Here is a 17,996-nt window from a genome sequence, read left to right on the forward strand (position 1 = left end):
CGCCTCAGTCCTTCTTCAGGCGCCCCTTGAGTGCTTCGAGAACCGGCGGCGGCACCAGGTGGGACACGTCGCCGCCCCAGGTCGCGACCTCCTTGACGAGGGAGGACGACAGGAAGCTGTAGGTGGGGTTGGTGGGGACGAAGAGGGTCTCCACACCCGACAGGCCGTTGTTCATCTGGGCCATCTGCAGCTCGTAGTCGAAGTCACTGACGGCGCGCAGGCCCTTGACGATGGCCGGGATGTCGCGCTCCTTGCAGAAGTCGACGAGGAGTCCGTGGAACGACTCCACCTCCACGTTGCCGTAGTCGGCGGTGACCTGGCGGAGCAGTTCGAGGCGCTCCTCCACGGTGAACAGGCCCTTCTTGGCCTGATTGATCATCACGACGACATGCACCACGTCGTACAGCTTGGAGGCGCGGGCAATGATGTCGAGGTGTCCATTGGTCACAGGGTCGTACGACCCGGGACAGACGGCGCGGCGCAACTGAGATCCCTCGCTCTCCGGTCCGGTCATCGTGCGTCTTCGCACGTAGAGGCGGCGCGACCGTACCAAAACGTTCCCTCGCCGTAACGACGGGCCCGGATCGCGTCGAAGCCGTCCGGCCAGCCGAATTCGCCCCCTCTGGTGCTGCGCTCCACGGTGACGAGGGCTTCGGCCGCGAGCCACCCCTGCGTGCGGAGTGTGAGCAGGATCTCGCGGAGATCGGCGTCCGAGACGGCGTACGGCGGGTCGAGGAAAATCAGGTCGTACGGTGCTGTCGGCGCCGCGCCCTGGATGATCTGTTCCGCTTTGCCCGACCTGACCTCGGCGCCGGGCAGGCCCAGTGACTTCACGTTCTCCCGGATGACCCGGGCGGCGCGGGCGTCGGCCTCCACGAGGAGGGTGTGGCCGGCGCCGCGGCTGAGCGCCTCCAGGCCCACGGCGCCCGAACCGGCGTAGAGATCGAGCACGCGCTCGCCGCGCAGGGGGGCGCCGAGCAGGGACTGCCACGTGGAGAAGAGGCCCTCGCGCGCCCGGTCGGAGGTGGGGCGGGTGCCGGTTCCCGGCGGGACGGCCAGTCGGCGTCCGCCGGCCAGGCCGGCGATCACGCGGGTCATCTCTTCTGTCCTTGTCGGTGTGCTGGGTCTGCGGGTGGGGCGTTTCAGTGGCGGCTGGTGGTGGGGTGCTCCGGTGGTGGCTCCAGTCTGTCAGCCCTTGTCGAGGTACTGCTCGCGCTCCTCGTCGAGCAGGGCCTCCAGGGCGGTGCGCAGACCGGGCAGGTGCTCCAGCTCCGGATCGGCGGCCACGACCGCGGCCGCCTCCTCGCGGGCCTCGGCGATGATCTCCTCGTCGTCGATGACGGTGAGCATCCGCAGGGAGGTGCGGGCCCCGGACTGGGCCTGGCCGAGGACGTCGCCCTCACGGCGCTGTTCGAGGTCGATGCGGGAGAGCTCGAAGCCGTCGAGGGTGGACGCCACCGCGTTCAGCCGCTGTCGGGCCGCGCTCGCCTCGGGCATCTCGGTGACCAGGAGGCAGAGTCCGGCGGCGGAGCCGCGGCCGACGCGACCGCGCAACTGGTGGAGCTGCGATACGCCGAACCGGTCGGCGTCCATGATCACCATTCCGGTGGCGTTGGGCACGTTCACGCCGACCTCGATGACGGTGGTGGCGACCAGGACGTCCGTGTCACCGGCGGCGAAGCGGCGCATCACAGCGTCCTTGTCGTCGGGAGGCATGCGCCCGTGCAGCACCTCGACCCTGAGCCCCTGGAGGGGGCCCTTGGCGAGCTGGTCGGCGATGTCCAGGACGGCGAGCGGGGGCCGCTTCTCGGCCTCGTCCTCGGGGGACTTCTTCTTGCCTTTCTTCGGATCGTCCTCCTCGTCGCCGATGCGCGGGCACACGACGTACGCCTGATGCCCGTTGCCCACCTCCTCGCGCACCCGCTCCCAGGCCCTGGCCAGGAAGTGCGGTTTGTCGGCGGCGGGGACGACGTGGCTGGCGATCGGCGAGCGCCCGGCGGGCAGTTGGTCGAGGACGGAGGTCTCCAGGTCACCGAAGACGGTCATCGCGACGGTGCGCGGGATGGGCGTGGCGGTCATGACGAGCAGGTGCGGGGGCTGCTTGCCCTTGCTGCGCAGGGCGTCGCGCTGCTCGACGCCGAAGCGGTGCTGCTCGTCCACCACGACCAGGCCGAGGTCGTGGAACTGCACCTTGTCCTCGATCAGCGCGTGCGTGCCGATGACGATCCCGGCCTCGCCGGTGACCAGGTCGAGCAGCGCCTGGCGCCGCCCGGCGGCCCCCATCGACCCGGTGAGCAGCACGATCTTGGTGGAGTGCTCGGCCCCGCCGAGCATGCCGCCCTCGGCCAGCTCCCCCATCATCTCGGTGATCGACCGGTGGTGCTGCTGGGCGAGCACCTCGGTGGGCGCGAGCATGGCGGCCTGCCCGCCGGCGTCGACGACGGCGAGCATGGCGCGCAGGGCCACCATGGTGTTGTGGGTCACTGTGAAGTTGTCTGTGACATAAGCGTGGCTCGGGTGGGCAACGCTGATGCACTGCACCGGTTTGCGGCCCACGTACTTCACAGCCCGAATGCCTCGTCGGAACGTGTTGCATTTCGGGCGCGGGCAGACGCGATCAGCCTTACGGGACAGCCTGAAAGGCGCGTACTCGTCAGGGAGTGCCACCGACACGTTGAACGCGGCCTTCTTGGGCAGCACCCGCGCCCGGCCGCCCAGCGAGCGCACGAGCCACGCGACATCCTCTGCGAGCGTGAGCGAGGCAGAGCAGAGGGAGACACTCAGCCCGTCCGCCTTCACCGTGCCATCCGTGTCCAGAAGCCCCTGAAGGAGAGCGAGACGGTTCTTGATCGACGTGTTCTTGAATTCCTCGGGGATGAACTTGCTATGAGATGTCACTCCCCACAGATCCATGCTGCGCAGAGCCTGAATGACAGGATTCCGCGCACCTGCGGAGCGCTGCTTCAACTGGATCGTGTAGTCACAGCGGGATCCAGTCACCGGAACCAGCCGACAGTCCGGCGCAACAGCGCTCGCCGCAGCGTCGCGGATCTCGTCATCGATCGTGGAAAGACGCAGATTGTGCCGGAACGAACCGTCGCCCAACAGCAGCCCGAAAAGATAGGGATCGAGTGGCAACTCGGCATCCTGTCCGAGGTCGACCGGAGTTGCGGCAGGGATGTACCACTTCGACGATCCGTTCGCCTTGAACGTGTCGAGACGGATCTCCCTGGTGGTCATCGTCTTGGGTGCCTGGCCGCGATGCCACCCGCAACTCGTACCGACGATCCAGAGGTGCTCGTCGTCGCACTCCACGGAACTTCCGTCGGAGAGAACCATGCGCCAGACATCACGCTCTCCCTGCGGGAAGACCCCGTCGATCAGAGCGATCTCGCCATTGGGCACGACAACTTCGTCGCCCTCCCGCAAATCTCCCATTTGTCGGAAACCCGTGGGTGTCAGCACCGTCGAGTCAAGGGGCTGAGCTTTGCCGGAGCCGACCTCTCCCTGGAGCAGCCGGTGCATCGGGTGCTCGGTCGCGAGGTCGTCGAAGATCTCTCTGGAGACCTTCTGCTGGCCTTCGGTGAGGGTGAAGGGGAGCTTGGCGTCGAAGGCGGTGAGGAGGCCGTCGGGCCGGGGTTTCCTTGCCACGGCCGGGAGTTGGGCGTCCGCGTGGCGGCGGCGGGCCAGCGCCACCTGGAGGACGAAGGCCTCGTCCCACTTGAGGCGGGAGCGGGCGTCCTCGATGTCCGCCCTGGTGTGCGGGCGGTGGATCTTCAGGAGGGCCTCGGGGAGGGAGACCAGGCCCCGGCCGTCCCGGAGCGAGTCCGGCAGCGGGTCCACGGCCTCCTGGGCGCTCGGCAGCACCATCTGGAGGCACTTGGCGATCTTCCAGGACTCCAGCTTGGCGGTCGCCGGGTAGATCGGGATGAGGGCGCCCGCCCAGCTGTCGACGCTCTCGACGGCTTCGTCGCCGTCGCCGCGCAGCGGCTCGTACGCCGGATGGGCCAGCTGGAGGCGGCGGTTGAAGACGGAGACCTTGCCCGAGAACATCGCGCGCGTGCCGGGCAGGAGGTCCTTGTGGGGCTTGTGCACACCGTTGCCGAAGAAGACCAGCTGGAGGTGGCCGCTGCCGTCCGTGATGGTCACTTCCAGACGCTGGCCCTTGCCCCGGGGGGCCTTGGAGGAGGCGAAGGTGAGCAGCCGGGCGTCGGCGACCTGGGCGACCACCGTCACGTGCTCGTCCATCGGCAGGTCGGCGAGGTGCGTGAGCTGCCCGCGCTCCTCGTATCTGCGCGGGTAGTGGTGGAGCAGGTCCCCCACGGTGTGCAGGCCGAGGTGCTCGGCCATCACCTTCGCGGTGGCGGGTCCGAGCGTTTTCTTCAGTGGTTCATCGAGCACGGGCACGAGATCCATTGCACACCACCGCACTGACAATGCGGCATACGTCCCCGGAATCCGCTGGTCAAACGGCTCGTTCTCGTCGGCCGGGCGGAGGGTTCTCCCCTGGTCAGGCAGGTCGATCCGGGCCTAGGATGACGCGCTCCGGACTTCTTCGCGGTCACCTCCTGCCGGGACCGCCCGACCCCGCGCCGTCGCCCGTTCCTCCCACCGGCGCTGCGACGATGGACTCTGAGACTTCCCAGTCATCCCAGGCACCTCAGTCCCCTCATCCGCCTCATACCTTCCAGGTCGACCTGCGCGGTCTGGTGGACCTGCTCTCCCATCACCTGTACTCCAGCCCCAAGGTCTATCTGCGGGAGCTGCTGCAGAACGCCGTGGACGCGATCACCGCACGGCGCGCCGAGCAGCCGGACGCACCCGCCGAGGTGCGGCTGTACGCCGAGGGTGGCGCCCTGCGCGTCGAGGACACCGGCGTGGGACTCACCGAGTCCGACGTGCACAGCCTCCTCGCGACGATCGGCCGCAGCTCCAAGCGGGGCGAGGGCCTGGAGTCGGCGCTCCGACTTCCTGGGCCAGTTCGGCATCGGTCTGCTCGCCTGTTTCGTCGTCGCCGAGCGCATCCGGGTCGTCAGCCGCAGCGCGCGGACACCCGAGGCCCCGCCCGTGGAGTGGACGGCGGCCGACGACGGCTCGTACACCGTGCGGACGCTGCCCGACGAGGCCCGCACCGCACCGGGCACCACCGTGCACCTGGTGGCGCGGGCCGGGGCCGGCGAGTGGCTGGGCGAGGAGCGGGTTCGGTCGCTGGCCCGGGACTTCGGTTCGCTGCTGCCGTACGACGTACGCGTCGGCGGCGAGGCGGTCACGGACCTGCCCGCGCCCTGGGACCGCGCGTACCCGAGTCCCGCCACCCGAAGGGTGGCCCTGGCACGGCACTGCCACGACCTGTTCGGCTTCACGCCGCTGGACTCGATCGACCTGGACGTGCCGCTCGCCGGGATCCGCGGCGTGGCCCACGTCCTGCCGTCCGCGGTCAGCCCCGCACAGCGCGCCGGACACCGGGTGCACCTGAAGGGCATGCTGCTGACCGACCGGGCCGAACAGCTGCTGCCCGACTGGGCGTTCTTCGTGCGCTGCGTCCTGGACACGGACAGCCTGCGGCCCACGGCGTCGCGCGAGTCGCTGTACGAGGACGAGACCCTGGCGGGCGTACGCGAGGCGCTCGGCGAGAAGATCCGCGCCTGGCTGACCGGGCTCGCGACGGGCGACCCCGAGCGGCTCTCGGCCTTCCTGGCCGTGCACCACCTGGGGGTGAAGTCCCTGGCGCGGCACGACAGGGAGATGCTGCGCACGATGCTGCCGTGGCTGCCCTTCGAGACGACCGACGGGCGGCTGTCCCTGGAGGAGTTCGCGCAGCGGCACCCGGTGGTGCACTTCACGCGGACCGTGGAGGAGTACCGACAGGTCGCACCGATCGCCTCCGCACAGGGCGTCGGGGTGATCAACGGCGGCTACACCTACGACAGCGAGCTGGTGGAGGCGCTGCCTTCGGTGCGCCCCGGGACGGTCGTCGCGGAGCTGGACGCCGACACGGTGACCGCGCACCTGGACGCCGTGGACCCGGCCGAGGAACTGGCGCTGGCGGGCTTCCTGTCCGCCGCGCGCGCGAAGCTCGACCCGCTCGGCTGCGACGTCGTACTGCGTGCCTTCCACCCTCTGTCGGTCCCCGCCCTGCATCTGGACGACCGGGCGGCCCGGCACGAGCAGGCCCGCGCGGACGCCGAGGAGCAGGCCGACGACCTGTGGGCGGGCATCCTCGGCTCGCTGCGCGGCAGCGCTCCACGCGCGCGTCTGGTGCTCAACCACCTCAACCCGCTGATCCGAAGGATCAGTTCACTGCGCGACCCGGAGCTGATCGGCACCGCCACGGAGTCCCTCTACGGACAGGCCCTGCTGATGGCGCAGCGCCCGCTGCGGCCCGCGGACTCCGCGCTCCTGAACCGCTCGTTCATCGGCCTCCTCGAATGGGCCACCCACACCGACTCCGGGGAGGACGGCCACCGATGAGCCGGGCCATGGACTTCGAGGGCCTGCGGGAGGCGATGGCGGAGAACTCCGAGGAGCCGGAGGGACCCGCCCGCAACGCGCGCGCGGAGCAGCTGCTCGCCGAGGCCGAGAAGCTGGACATCCCGCTCGCCGTGATCGAGGCGCTCGGACACCAGCTGAAGGTCTACAACTACAGCTCCGAGAAGGACAGGATGTTCGTCCCCTTCGCGCGCCTGCTGCGCATGTGGGACGAGCGCCCGGAGGACTTCGACGCGTACGAGATCCACTCGCTGCACTGGGTCTTCAAGTGGATGACGACCGGAATGCTGGACCAGCCGCACATTCCGCTCGCCTCCATAGAGAAGTGGCTCGGCGAGATGGAACGCCGCTACCGGCTCGCCGGGCACTCCGAACGGGCCGTGCGCAGCGCCGAGTTCGGCGTGGCCGCGCACATGGGGGACGTGGCGCGTGCCGAGCGGGCGTTCGCCGCCTGGCTGGCCGCCGACCGGGACGCCATGGCCGACTGTCACGCCTGCGAGCTGCACGGCCAGGGCTGGTGGCGGGCGGAGCGCGACGCGGACACGGAGGCGCTGGAGCTGTGGCGCCCGGTCCTCGAGGGCGAGTACACATGCGCCCACGAGCCGCACACCGTGCTGGCCTCCTCGCTGCTCCCGCTGCTGCGCCTGGGCCGCCCGGACGAGGCGCGCGCCCACCATCTGCGGGGCCTGCGGCTGGTGCGTCCCATGGAGAGCATGCGCAGCGCGTACGCCGACCACGTGGAGTTCTGCGCGCTCTCCGGCAACGAGGCGCGCGCCCTGGAGCTGCTCGCGGAGCGCCCCGCGTACTTCACGGACTCCGGGCACCCGCGCAGCAAGCTGGACTTCATGGCCGTGACGGCCCTCCTCATGGACCGTCTCACCGAACGGGGACTCGGCGGCCGACCGGTCCCCGGGCCGGCCGGCCGCGCCTGGACCGCCGCCGAACTCGCCGCCCACGCGCGCGTGGAGGCACTCGCCCTGGCCACGCGCTTCGACGCACGCAACGGCACGTCGTACGTCAGTGAGCGCGCCCGCGCGCGCATGGATCAGCGCCCGCTGGTGGACCGGCTGCCGCTGGGCGTGCGCTCCCCGCGCGCCACACACCTGTCCACGCCGGCGCCCGCGCCCCCGTCGGGCGCCGTCACGGAACCGGCCGCCGCACCGGACCTGTCCGTCCTGCTCGCCGAGGCCCGGCGTCTCGCGGACTCCCGTCACCCGGACGCCGTCGAGGCCTGGGAGGCGGTCTCCCGGGCCGCCGAGGACCACGAGCTGAGCACGCGCGACCGTGCGGAGATCGCCGACCACACGGCGATGGGCCGCGGCCCCGAGGGCATCGGGCTCTTCGAGCGGGCGGCTGTGCTCTACGAGGAGGCGGGCGACCCGGGCGAGGCCCTCGCGGCACGCGCGCGTGCCGCCTACGTACGCGCCCTGTCCGGCGGCGGCACCCGGAAGGCGCTGACGGCCGTCTCCGCCCTCTACGACGATGTGCGCGCCCTCTTCGCCGAGGACCGCACCGGCGTACGGCAGACGGCGAGCGTGCTCGTGGGACGGGCCCGGATCCTGATGCACCGGGTGCACGAGACGGAGGCGGCGCCCGGCGGCGCGGCCGTGGCCGCCGCCGAGGGGGCCGCGCGGGAGCTGCTCGCCTTCGCCGAGCCGCACGTCGCGGACGCGCAGGCGGCCTCACGGGCGGCGGAGGCGCGGGCGATGCTCGGGGAACTCGCGGCGCACGCCGGGGACGCCGAGGTCGCCGCCGGGCTGTTCGCGCGGGCCGCGGACGAGTTCGTGGCGGCCGGGCTGCCGTGGTTCGCGGTCGAGTACGAGTCCCGGCTCGCCGGTATCGCCGGGCACCTCGGCGACGCGGCCGAGGCGGAGCGGGCGGCGCGCGCCGCGCTGGAGCACGGCGGGCCGTACCTGGAGGCGACCGGGCAGGCGCAGCTCCATCTCCAGCTCGCCGAAGTCCTGGGCGCCACCGAGCGGTTCGGGCCGGCCGCGGAACACGCCTTGGAAGCGGCGCACTGGGCCGATGAGGCGGGCGAGGGGCCGACGCTCGGCGCCTGGGCCCGGCATCTGCTCGGCGGATTCCTGCTCCGGCAGGGGCGCTGGGCCGAGGCCGCGGAGGTACTGGAATCGGCGCTGTCGGACCTGACCTCCGAGATGCACGGCGACGGCGCGATCGTGCAGACCCGGCGGTGGCTCGGGGACTGTCTCGCCGAGCTCGGTGAGCACCGGGAGGCCGCGGAGCACTGGCTGCGGGCCGCGGACATCGCCCGGCACTGGCCGGAGCAGGACGATCACGCCGTGCTCGCGCATCTCGCCGGGGAAGCGCTGGCTCGCACCGGGCTGCTCGACGAGGCGGACCGGGCGTACACCCGGGCCGGGGATCTCTGGCGGGCGCTCGGCAACGTGCACGGTCTGATCCACGCGCTGCGCGCCCGGGCCTGGGGCGCCCTGGGCACGGACGCGGGGCTCGACGGGGCGCGGGGGCTGATGGCGGAGGCGGTCCGCGTATGCGAAGCGGCGCTTCGGCCTCTGTCCGGCGACGCCTCGGGGACCCCCGAGGACGAGGCGGCCCGCGACGGCCTCGTCGCCGAACTCGGGCACACCCACCGCCAGTTCGGCGACCTGCTGGTTCGCTCCGTCCCCGGCGACGCCGAACCCGCCATCGCCCACCCCCTCTTCGAGGAGGCCCTCGCCCACATCACGCGCGCGGTCTCCGTGTTCACCTCCCTCGGCGACGACTCCCTCGACGCCCGCACCGACGCCGAACTCGCCGCGGGCTGGCTGGAGGCCGACCTCCACCGGCCCGCCGAGGCGGCCGCACGCGCGCGTGCGGTGCTTTCCGCATACGGGGCAGTGAGCGGGGAGACCGCGGGGGCGCGGTGCGCTGAGGCGGAACGGATGCTGGAGCTGATGTCCGCGCAGGGGTGAACCGGGGTGGGTGGGCAATCCCCTGGTGCCCCTTGGTTGTTCGGTTACCCGGCGTGGGTGCTGGGCAGGGGTGGGTCACGCAACTCGGCGCTGACGAGGCGCCGCCTGCGCCCACCCGTGCCGCCCCAGCCCGCACGCGTGCCCGCAGCAAGCGAGGCACCACCCGCAGTCGCGTACGCACGCAAGGGGCCGTGCCGGTACGTCTCTGCCCGTCGCGTAGCAGACCGCCCGCCAAGTCCCGCCGTGTATCAACCCCGGGCAGTACGCCCACGCGGCGACGGGCAAGACGTACCGGCACGGCCCCGACCCACCCACCGGCGGCAGGCGCCCCGCGACAGGCGCCCGCGCCAGCGAGACGCCTACTCCACCCCGATCAACAACAACGCCCCCTGCCGCCCGCCCCGGTACACGACCGTGTCCACCGCCAGGTATGACTCGCGGACCCTCGTCTCCAGGCGGTCGGCGATCGTGTCGGGGGCCTCGTCGCCGAGGACGAGGGTGACCATTTCGCCGCCGGCGGCGAGCATGCGGTCGAGGACGGTCTCGGCGGTGGCCGTGATGTCCGAGCCGATCACGGCGACGTCGCCGTCGATGAGGCCGAGGACGTCGCCGGCCTGGCAGATGCCGGCCATGGTCCAGGACTGCCGCTCCGCGACCGCGACCTCGGCATAACGGGTGGCGCCCGCCGCCGAGGTCATCGCGACGACGTCCTCGTCGAAGCGCCGCTCCGCCTCGTGCACAGCGAGCGCGGCGATGCCCTGTACCGCGGAGCGGGTCGGGATCAGGGCGACCCGAACTCCCTCGGCGCGCGCCTGCTCGGCGGCCGCGGCGGCGGTGTGGCGCAGCTCGGCGTCGTTGGGCAGCAGCACCACCTCACGCGCGTGGGCGCGATGGACGGCGGCAAGGAGTTCCCCGCTCGCGGGCGGCTCCCCCGGGCGCGCGAGCACGGTCGTCGCGCCCGCCTCCGCGTACAGCCCGGCCAGCCCCTCCCCCGGCACGACGGCCACGACGGCCCGCTGAGCCCGTTCCCGGGGCGGCCGTCCGCCGGCGCCCGCGGTGTGCACGTCGCCGAGCCCGAAGTGCGTGATCCGGATCCGGTGCGGCCGCCCGGCCTCGACGCCCGCCTCCACGGCGGCGCCCGCGTCGTCGACATGCACATGGACGTTCCACAGTCCGTCCCCGCCGACGACGACGAGGGAGTCCCCCAGCCCGTCGAGCCGGTCGCGCAGCCGTGCCACGGCCGCGTCCTCCGCCTCCAGCAGGTAGATCACCTCGAACGCGGGCCCGCCGTCCTGCGACAGAGGCCCGTCCGCACACCCGTCGGGATGCACACCCCCGGCGACGGCATGCGACACCACAACGGGCACAGCACCCGACCCCGCACCCGCCCCCGGCGCCTCCCCCGTGAACGTCTCCACCAGCGCCCCCAGCACGGCCACCAGCCCACGCCCGCCCGCGTCGACCACCCCGGCCTGCTCCAGGACGGCCAGCTGCCCCGGGGTCGCCGCGAGGGCCGCCCGGGCCCCCTCGTACGCCGCACGCGCGACCGTGCCGCAGTCGCCCTCGGCGCCTTCGGCCGCGTCGGCGGCGGCGGAGGCGACCGTGAGGACGGTGCCCTCGACGGGGTGGGCGACGGCCCGGCGTGCGGAGTCGGCGGCGCGCCTGAGCGCGAGCCGCAGGCCCCACCCGTCGGTGTGAGCCGCCTCACTGTCGTCGGCGAGCACCTGGGACATGCCGCGCAGCAGTTGCGCAAGGATCGTCCCGGAGTTCCCCTGGGCCCCTATGAGCGCCCCGTGCGCCATGGCCCGCACGGCATCGGCGAGCGCGGGCCGCTGCACTCCGGGGGCTCCGACTCCGGACACGAGGTCATGGCCGGAGAAGACCGCCTCGACCGCCGCGGCAGCCGATTCCACGGTCAGGTACAGATTGGTGCCGGTGTCCCCGTCGGCGACCGGATAGACGTTGATCGCGTCGATCTCCTCGCGCGCCCGCCCCAGCGCCTCCAGCGCGAGGCCGCACCAGGTGCGCACCGCGAGAGCATCCATCGTCTGCGGCACCTGCGGCACCTGCGCCTCCCTTGAGCTGGCTGGACGTGGGACGCAGCGTAGACCCCGAGCGGTATCCCGGCCGGTGGAGGGCGCGGAGGCCGAGGGCGAGGCCCTGGTCAGCCATGGTAGTTTCGTTCTACCGCCGCAGCCGTTGTATGCTGCTGCGGTTGCCCGATCCGATCGGGCCTCCCTCCTGGCACCGCCACTCAGATCCTAGATCTTGATCCCGGCAGGCCGGGATTATCCGTAAGAGCATCTGAAGTCTTGGAGTGACCCGTGGCTGCCAACTGCGACGTCTGCGGCAAGGGCCCGGGCTTCGGCAACAACATCTCGCACTCTCACCGCCGTACGCCGCGCCGCTGGAACCCCAACATCCAGCGCGTACGTACTGTGGTGGGCGGGACGCCGAAGCGCGTGAACGCTTGCACCTCGTGCATCAAGGCCGGCAAGGTCTCGCGCTGACGCAACGTAGCGCGCGGCCACTGCTGGTTCGCTCAAAAAACCGGTCCTCCTCACGGCGGGCCGGTTTTTTGTTGCCTTCCACGACTTCGCCGCTGACTTCGCCGCTGCGTTCCGACCACGGCTTCGCCTCTGCGTTCCCGTCTACGACTTCCCCCTGAACCTCCACCCGTGATCCACCGGCCCGATCCCGCCCCCGAGCGCGAACCCGGCCGCGATCGCCCCGGTGACGTACTCCTTGGCGTCCGCGACGGCCTCCGGCACGGTCCGCCCCTGGGCGAGCTGAGCGGCGATCGCCGAGGCGAGCGTGCAGCCCGTGCCGTGGGTGTGCCGGTTGTCGTGGCGCGGGGCGCGCAGCCAGTGCTCGTCGGAGCCGTCGGTGAGGAAGTCCACGGCGTCGGCGCCACCGGGCAGGTGGCCGCCCTTCACAAGGGCCCACCGCGGCCCGTACGCGAGCACGGCGTCCGCCGCGCGCCGCATGTCGTTCTCCGACTCGACCCGTACGCCCGTGAGCCGGGCGACCTCGTCGAGGTTGGGTGTGGCGACGGTCGCGGCCCGCAGCAGCCTGGTGCGTACGGCGTCGAGCGCGGACTCGGCCAGCAGCGAGTCCCCGTGCTTGGAGACGCCGACCGGGTCGACGACGGCGGGGGCGTCCGTGCCGTCGAGCAACTCGGCCACCGCCTCGACCAGTTCGGCCGAGGCGAGCATGCCGGTCTTGACCGCCTGGACGCCGATGTCGTCGACGATGCTGCGGTACTGGGCGCGCACGGCCTCCACCGGCAGTTCCCAAGCGCCTTGTACGCCGAGGGAGTTCTGCGCGGTGACGGCCGTGACGACGCTCATGCCGTGCACGCCGAGCGCGAGCATCGTCTTCAAGTCGGCCTGGATGCCCGCGCCTCCGCCCGAGTCGGAACCCGCGACGGTCAGCACCCTCGGCGGCGCGCCCCCGGCGTCGGGGCCGCTCACGACTCGATGTCCCCGAAGTGGTCCCAGCCGCCCTTGGTGGTCCACGGCGCCCCGTCGACGGTCACCTGGGGCAGCGCGGAGGGGTTGAGCACCTCCCCGATCACCTTCCAGCGGGCGGGCAGTTTCACGTCCGGCGGGAAGGTCGCCACGATCGCGTGGTCCTCTCCGCCGGTGAGCACCCACTGAATGGGGTCGACCCCGACGGCCTGCCCGATGTCGTTCATCTGCGAGGGAACATCGATGGCGCCGGAGCGAATGTCGATGCGCACCTTGCTCGCCTCCGCGATATGCCCCAGATCCGCGATGAGCCCGTCGCTGACATCGCACATCGCCGTCGCCCCGAGCCCGGCCGCGGCCGGACCCGCGTGATACGGCGGCTCGGGACGCCGGTGCGCCTCCACGAAGGCGCGCGGCGAGCGGAATCCGCGGGAGAGCACCGCGAACCCGGCCGCGGACCAACCCAGCCAGCCCGTCACGGCCACCACGTCACCGGGCTGGGCCCCGCCCCGGGTGACCGGCTCGTGGTTGCGCAGATCGCCGAGAGCGGTGATCGAGATCATGATCGTGTCGCCGCGTACGACGTCGCCGCCGACCACGGCCGCACCCGCGACCTGGCATTCGTCCCGCAGCCCGTCCATCATCTCCGACGGCCAGGTGGCCGGGAGCTCCGCCGGGACGACCAGACCGAGCAGCAGCGCGGTCGGTACGGCGCCCATCGCGGCGATGTCCGCGAGGTTCTGCGCGGCCGCCTTGCGGCCCACGTCGTAGGCCGTGGACCAGTCGCGGCGGAAGTGCCGGCCCTCCAGGAGGATGTCGGTGCTGGCCACGACCCTGCGGTCGGGCGCGGCCACCACGGCCGCGTCGTCGCCGGGGCCGACCCGGACCGCCGGAGTGGTGGTCAGGCGCGAGGTGAGCTCTCGGATGAGCCCGAACTCCCCCAACTCGCCAACGGTGCCCTTCATCGTCGTATTGCCCCTTCTGTACCTGTCTGCGCCCGGTCGCGAGCCGTCCCGGTCCTGGGTACGGTCGAGTTGACCGTCAACTTGTGCAGTGCGTGCACCCCGGCGCGCGAGTCCCGGTCCCCGCGGGTCTCCCCGCGGCGAGCAGCGACGCGATACCGTGGCGTTCCTTTTCCCCACATGATCCTCGTGGCCGCCCTGGAGGTTCCGTGGTACAGGCGTACATCCTGATCCAGACGGAGGTCGGCAAAGCGTCGACCGTCGCTGAGACCATCAGCAAGATCTCGGGGGTGATCCAGGCCGAGGACGTGACCGGACCGTACGACGTGATCGTGCGCGCCCAAGCCGACACGGTCGATGAACTCGGCCGCATGGTGGTCGCCAAGGTCCAGCAAGTGGACGGCATCACCCGCACCCTGACCTGCCCGGTGGTTCACCTCTAGCCCCCGTCTACCCTTGGCCGGTGAACTTCTTCCGTCCCCGGCACCGCACTGTTCTCGGGCTGCCCGCGCTCGCACTGTTGATCGTCGCCACGGGCTGCTCCTCAGCAGACGACGAGGCCGCGGCCGCGGTTCCCAGTCCGGGCACGAAGGTCACCAAGCTGTGTCAGAACCTGGACAAGGCGCTGCCGCGGAAGGTGGACGGTCTCGACCGGGAGGATCCCGAGCCCCGGTCCGCACTCACGGCGGGCTGGGGAAGCCCGGCGATCATACTGCGCTGCGGTGTCGCCCGGCCGCCCAAGATGGTCGATCCGAAGGTGGCCGAGGGCGGTGACCCGGACGCCGTCGGCGGCGGAGTGAACGGCGTGGGCTGGTTGATGGAGAAGCAGGGCGACGGTTCGTACCGCTTCACTACGACGCTGCGCGAGGCCTACGTAGAGGTGACCCTGCCCAAGAAGCTGGCCGAGCGCGGGGACAGCTCCGGCGCCCTCGTCGACCTGGCCCCGGCCGTGAAGAAGGCGATCCCCAAGGGGATCGCCTCCTGAAGCACTCACGTTCGGGTCAGCGCAGCCCCGTGGAACGGTGCAGCGCCGCCTGCACCAGACGGTCCACCAGCTCCGGGTAGGCGATACCGCTGGCCTGCCACATCTGCGGGTACATGGAGATCGGCGTGAAGCCCGGCATGGTGTTGATCTCGTTGATCACGAACTCCCCGTCCTCGGTGAGGAAGAAGTCCGCGCGCACCAGGCCCTCGCACGACGCGGCCTCGAAGGCGTCCACCGCGAGCCGCTGGACCTCGGCGGTCTCGTCGGCCGTCAGCGGGGCCGGCACGATGCCGGGCGTCGAGTCGATGTACTTGGCCTCGAAGTCGTAGTACGCGTGCGTGTCCGGCGGCGGGATCTCGGCCGGCACCGAGGCGCGCGGCCCGTCCTCGAACTCGAGGACACCGCACTCGATCTCGCGGCCGCGCAGCGCGGCCTCCACGATGATCTTCGGGTCGTGCCGCTGGGCCTCGGAGATCGCCTCGTCGAGGCCGCCGAGGTCGTCGACCTTCGTGATGCCGATCGAGGAGCCCGCGCGCGCGGGCTTCACGAAGAGCGGCCAGCCGTGCTCGCCGGCGAACTCGATGATCTTCTTGCGGGCGGCGGACTCGTCGCGCTCCCACTCGCGCGGACGGATCACCACGTACGGGCCGACCTTGAGCCCGAAGGAGGTGAACACCCGCTTCATGTACTCCTTGTCCTGGCCGACGGCCGAGGCGAGCACACCGGCGCCGACATACGGCACCCCGGACAGCTCCAGGAGGCCCTGGAGGGTGCCGTCCTCGCCGTACGGGCCGTGCAGCACGGGGAAGACGACGTCGACCTCGCCCAGCGCCTTGGGGACCGATCCGGGCTCGCTGTAGACGACTTCGCGGTTGGCCGGGTCGACGGGGAGGATCACGCCGCCCTCGGCCGACTCGGTGAGCTCCTCGACGGTGGGCGTACGGCGGTCGGTGATCGCCATCCGCTCCGGGTCGTCGGAGGTGAGCGCCCATCGGCCGTCCCGCGTGATGCCGATCGGCAGCACGTCGTACTTCGTCCGGTCGATGGCGCGCAGGACGGCGCCGGCCGTGACCACGGAGATCCCGTGTTCGGAGCTGCGGCCGCCGAAGACGACAGCCACACGCGGCTTGCGAGGTGGCTGTTCGGGGCTCTGGGGGAGGTTCTCGGTGCTCATATCGGGTTGAGAGTACCCGTTGGTACGGCGGTGAGTCAGCGCCCCGCTCCCGCTGTCGCCGAGCGTCGCGCGGACGGTCGCTCAGCGTCGTAACGAGAGCGCCGTCCGTGTCGTAACACCTGGGTCGTTCAGTGCCGTTCCGGCTTGGCGCTGCGCGACATCAGCTCCTTGAGGGCGACCACCGGAGGCTTGCCCTCGTGCACGATGCCGACGACCGTCTCCGTGATGGGCATGTCGACGCCGTGCCTGCGCGCCAGATCCAGCACGGACTCACAGGACTTGACGCCCTCGGCGGTCTGCCTGGTGACCGCGATGGTCTCCTGGAGGGTCATGCCCTTGCCGAGGTTGGTGCCGAAGGTGTGGTTGCGCGACAGCGGCGAGGAGCAGGTGGCCACCAGGTCACCGAGGCCCGCGAGCCCGGAGAACGTCAGCGGGTCGGCGCCCATGGCGAGGCCGAGCCGGGTGGTCTCGGCGAGACCGCGCGTGATGAGGGAACCCTTGGCGTTGTCGCCGAGGCCCATGCCGTCCGCGATGCCGACGGCGAGGCCGATGACGTTCTTCACCGCGCCGCCGAGTTCACAGCCCACCACGTCGGTGTTGGTGTACGGGCGGAAGTACGGCGTGTGACAGGCGGCCTGGAGGCGCTGGGCGACCGGCTCCGAGCTGCACGCGACCACGGCGGCGGCGGGCATCCGGGCGGCGATCTCGCGGGCGAGGTTGGGCCCGGTGACGACCGCGACGCGGTCCGCGCCGACCTTCGCGACGTCCTCGATGACCTCGCTCATCCGCATCGCGGAGCCGAGTTCGACGCCCTTCATCAGCGACACCAGGACGGTGTCCGGCGCGAGCAGCGGCGTCCACTCGGCGAGGTTGCCGCGCAGCGTCTGGGAGGGCACGGCGAGCACGGTGAAGTCGGCGTCGCGCGCGGCCTCGGCGGCGTCGGTGGTGGCCCGCAGGTTCTCCGGGAGTTCGACGCCCGGCAGGTAGTCCGGGTTCGTCCGCGAGGAGTTGACCGCTTCCGCGAGTTCGGCGCGGCGCCCCCACAGCGTGACGTCGCACCCCGCGTCGGCGAGCACCATGCCGAAGGCCGTGCCCCACGATCCGGTCCCGAAGACGGCCGCCTTGACCGGCTTGCTCACTTCCCCTGCCCCTCTTCCTGCTGTGCTTTCTCCAGCGCCGCGGCTCTGCGGCGCTGCTCGATCCGCACCTGGCGCGGGTCGTAGGGCCGCTCGGGTGCCTTCTCGCCGCGGATCGTCTCCAGCTGGGCGGTGACGGCGGCCATGATGACCTCCGTCGCCTCCTTCAGCACGTCCGGGCTCATCTCCTTGTCGTAGAACCGCGTCAGGTCCACCGGCGGGCCGGCGAGCACGCGGTGGGTCTTGCGCGGAAGGAGGTTGGGCTTCTTGGCGTACGGCGGCAGCAGTTCGTTGGCGCCCCACTGGGCGACGGGAATCACCGGGCACTTGGTCTGCAGGGCCACCCGCGCGGCGCCGGTCTTGCCGGTCATCGGCCAGCCGTCGGGGTCGCGGGTGAGGGTGCCCTCGGGATAGAAGGCGACGCACTCGCCGCGCTCCACCGCCTCGATCGCGGCGCGGAAGGCGCTCAGCGCGTCCGTGCTCTCGCGGTACACGGGGATCTGTCCGGTGCCGCGCATCGCGGCGCCGACGAATCCCTTCCGGAAAAGCCCGGCCTTGGCCAGGAATCGCGGAACCCGTCCGGTGTTGTACTGATAGTGCGCGTACGCGAGGGGGTCCACATGGGAATTGTGGTTCACCGCGGTGATAAATCCGCCCTCGGCTGGAATGTTCTCCATTCCGCGCCAGTCCCGCTTGATCAGAACCACCAGCGGTGGTTTGCAGAGGACCGCTGCGAAGCGGTACCAGAAGCCGATTCTCCGGCGGGGCACGCGGACACCTTCCTCTAGGGCCTGGGGGGCCGCACAAGTGTCGCCCCAGGCCGCCGGTCTGTCGAGAACACCGTACGCCC

The 17,996-nt window shown here is 71.6% G+C and carries 13 protein-coding genes and 1 pseudogene; 5 read left to right on the forward strand and 9 right to left on the reverse strand.

Features of this window, described 5'->3' with window-relative positions:
* Nucleotides 1-4: 4 nt before the first annotated feature.
* The 3 genes from coaD to AB5J56_RS13920 all read right to left on the reverse strand — a co-directional run bounded on the left by coaD (nucleotide 5) and on the right by AB5J56_RS13920 (nucleotide 4,416).
* Complete coding sequence (coaD, locus tag AB5J56_RS13910; protein WP_369242540.1) at nucleotides 5-484, reverse strand: pantetheine-phosphate adenylyltransferase; 480 nt, start codon at nucleotides 482-484, stop codon at nucleotides 5-7.
* 26 nt (nucleotides 485-510) lie between these two features.
* A complete protein-coding gene (rsmD, locus tag AB5J56_RS13915) occupies nucleotides 511-1,098 on the reverse strand; it encodes a 16S rRNA (guanine(966)-N(2))-methyltransferase RsmD (RefSeq protein ID WP_369233023.1) in 588 nt (195 codons plus the stop codon).
* 90 nt (nucleotides 1,099-1,188) lie between these two features.
* A complete protein-coding gene (locus AB5J56_RS13920; RefSeq protein ID WP_369233024.1) occupies nucleotides 1,189-4,416 on the reverse strand; it encodes a helicase-related protein in 3,228 nt (1,075 codons plus the stop codon).
* Between the two features lie 209 nt (nucleotides 4,417-4,625).
* On the opposite strand from AB5J56_RS13920, the pseudogene AB5J56_RS13925 reads away from it, so the two are divergent.
* Together AB5J56_RS13925 and AB5J56_RS13930 are read left to right on the forward strand one after the other, a co-directional pair.
* Nucleotides 4,626-6,471, forward strand: a pseudogene (locus AB5J56_RS13925) (HSP90 family protein).
* Nucleotides 6,468-9,419 (forward strand): tetratricopeptide repeat protein, encoded by a 2,952-nt coding sequence (locus tag AB5J56_RS13930; protein ID WP_369233025.1) that lies wholly within the window; start codon nucleotides 6,468-6,470, stop codon nucleotides 9,417-9,419. The pseudogene AB5J56_RS13925 and the gene AB5J56_RS13930 overlap by 4 nt, the downstream one beginning before the upstream one ends.
* A 359-nt stretch (nucleotides 9,420-9,778) precedes the next feature.
* On the opposite strand, the gene AB5J56_RS13935 is transcribed toward AB5J56_RS13930, so the two are convergent.
* Nucleotides 9,779-11,485: a DAK2 domain-containing protein gene (locus AB5J56_RS13935; protein WP_369233026.1), complete on the reverse strand. Its 1,707-nt coding sequence runs from the start codon at nucleotides 11,483-11,485 to the stop codon at nucleotides 9,779-9,781.
* 258 nt (nucleotides 11,486-11,743) lie between these two features.
* Between AB5J56_RS13935 and rpmB the strand changes: the two genes are divergently transcribed.
* Nucleotides 11,744-11,929 carry a 50S ribosomal protein L28 gene (gene rpmB, locus AB5J56_RS13940; RefSeq protein ID WP_004924906.1) on the forward strand — a complete coding sequence of 62 codons (186 nt, stop codon included), beginning with the start codon at nucleotides 11,744-11,746 and terminating at the stop codon, nucleotides 11,927-11,929.
* Nucleotides 11,930-12,070: 141 nt separating this feature from the next.
* Here the strand turns inward: rpmB and thiD are convergent, their stop codons facing one another.
* Nucleotides 12,071-12,892, reverse strand: coding sequence for a bifunctional hydroxymethylpyrimidine kinase/phosphomethylpyrimidine kinase (gene thiD, locus AB5J56_RS13945; RefSeq protein ID WP_369233027.1), 822 nt, complete (start codon nucleotides 12,890-12,892; stop codon nucleotides 12,071-12,073).
* Nucleotides 12,889-13,854, reverse strand: coding sequence for a thiamine-phosphate kinase (locus tag AB5J56_RS13950; RefSeq protein ID WP_369233028.1), 966 nt, complete (start codon nucleotides 13,852-13,854; stop codon nucleotides 12,889-12,891). The genes thiD and AB5J56_RS13950 overlap by 4 nt, the downstream gene beginning before the upstream one ends.
* A 206-nt stretch (nucleotides 13,855-14,060) precedes the next feature.
* Here AB5J56_RS13950 and AB5J56_RS13955 point away from each other — a divergent pair, with 206 nt between their 5' ends.
* Complete coding sequence (locus tag AB5J56_RS13955) at nucleotides 14,061-14,294, forward strand: Lrp/AsnC ligand binding domain-containing protein (protein WP_081219627.1); 234 nt, start codon at nucleotides 14,061-14,063, stop codon at nucleotides 14,292-14,294.
* A gap of 20 nt (nucleotides 14,295-14,314) precedes the next feature.
* A complete protein-coding gene (locus AB5J56_RS13960) occupies nucleotides 14,315-14,836 on the forward strand; it encodes a DUF3515 domain-containing protein (protein WP_369233029.1) in 522 nt (173 codons plus the stop codon).
* Nucleotides 14,837-14,852: 16 nt separating this feature from the next.
* On the opposite strand, the gene AB5J56_RS13965 is transcribed toward AB5J56_RS13960, so the two are convergent.
* The 3 genes from AB5J56_RS13965 to AB5J56_RS13975 form a co-directional block, all read right to left on the reverse strand.
* Entirely contained in the window at nucleotides 14,853-16,010 is a 1,158-nt protein-coding gene (locus AB5J56_RS13965; protein ID WP_369233030.1) for a D-alanine--D-alanine ligase family protein, read from the reverse strand.
* A 128-nt stretch (nucleotides 16,011-16,138) separates the two neighbouring features.
* Nucleotides 16,139-17,149 (reverse strand): NAD(P)H-dependent glycerol-3-phosphate dehydrogenase, encoded by a 1,011-nt coding sequence (locus AB5J56_RS13970; protein ID WP_369233031.1) that lies wholly within the window; start codon nucleotides 17,147-17,149, stop codon nucleotides 16,139-16,141.
* Nucleotides 17,146-17,916: a lysophospholipid acyltransferase family protein gene (locus AB5J56_RS13975; protein WP_369233032.1), complete on the reverse strand. Its 771-nt coding sequence runs from the start codon at nucleotides 17,914-17,916 to the stop codon at nucleotides 17,146-17,148. The genes AB5J56_RS13970 and AB5J56_RS13975 overlap by 4 nt, the downstream gene beginning before the upstream one ends.
* Nucleotides 17,917-17,996: the final 80 nt, after the last annotated feature.

It is taken from the genome of Streptomyces sp. R21 (assembly GCF_041051975.1).
Lineage (GTDB): Bacteria > Actinomycetota > Actinomycetes > Streptomycetales > Streptomycetaceae > Streptomyces.

Coding starts and splice junctions, on each gene's coding strand:
- AB5J56_RS13930 (WP_369233025.1), top strand. CDS start 6,468: ATGAGCCGGGCCATGGACTTCGAGGGCCTGCGGGAGGCGATGGCGGAG.
- AB5J56_RS13965 (WP_369233030.1), bottom strand. CDS start 16,010: ATGAGCACCGAGAACCTCCCCCAGAGCCCCGAACAGCCACCTCGCAAG.
- AB5J56_RS13920 (WP_369233024.1), bottom strand. CDS start 4,416: ATGGATCTCGTGCCCGTGCTCGATGAACCACTGAAGAAAACGCTCGGA.
- AB5J56_RS13950 (WP_369233028.1), bottom strand. CDS start 13,854: ATGAAGGGCACCGTTGGCGAGTTGGGGGAGTTCGGGCTCATCCGAGAG.
- rsmD (WP_369233023.1), bottom strand. CDS start 1,098: ATGACCCGCGTGATCGCCGGCCTGGCCGGCGGACGCCGACTGGCCGTC.